We start from the raw sequence: 247 nt of genomic DNA, 5'->3' as shown, positions 1-247 counted from the left end.
TATTGATAATTCGTTATCAGTTAAACCGACCGGGCAGAGTTCTTAGCCGGCGCATGCCTGTCATAGCGGTTGCCACATAACTCTTATGACGGTTGACCACTTCTACCCAGATCTTCACGCCGTCCACGTTCACTGTGTATGTTTCCTTCCTGTCGCTGCGACCATAGTCACCGTATCGTTCAACATGCTTTGCCAGTGCTGCATCACATGCCCGGCGGCCCAATGGCGATTGCTTACTGCGGTTAAT

The 247-nt window shown here is 51.0% G+C and carries 1 protein-coding gene; it reads right to left on the bottom strand.

The features are described from left to right. Positions 1-16: 16 nt before the first annotated feature. A partial coding sequence (locus JTI98_RS00005; RefSeq protein ID WP_252869610.1) for a DUF4060 family protein occupies positions 17-247 on the bottom strand: 231 nt, incomplete at its 5' end.

The organism is Citrobacter sp. MGH 55 (genome assembly GCF_016906145.1).
In the GTDB taxonomy this organism is placed as follows: Bacteria; Pseudomonadota; Gammaproteobacteria; order Enterobacterales; family Enterobacteriaceae; genus Citrobacter_A; species Citrobacter_A amalonaticus.
The sequence above is the reverse complement of the archived record's forward strand: the minus strand, read 5'-3'. Positions and strand labels throughout refer to the sequence as shown.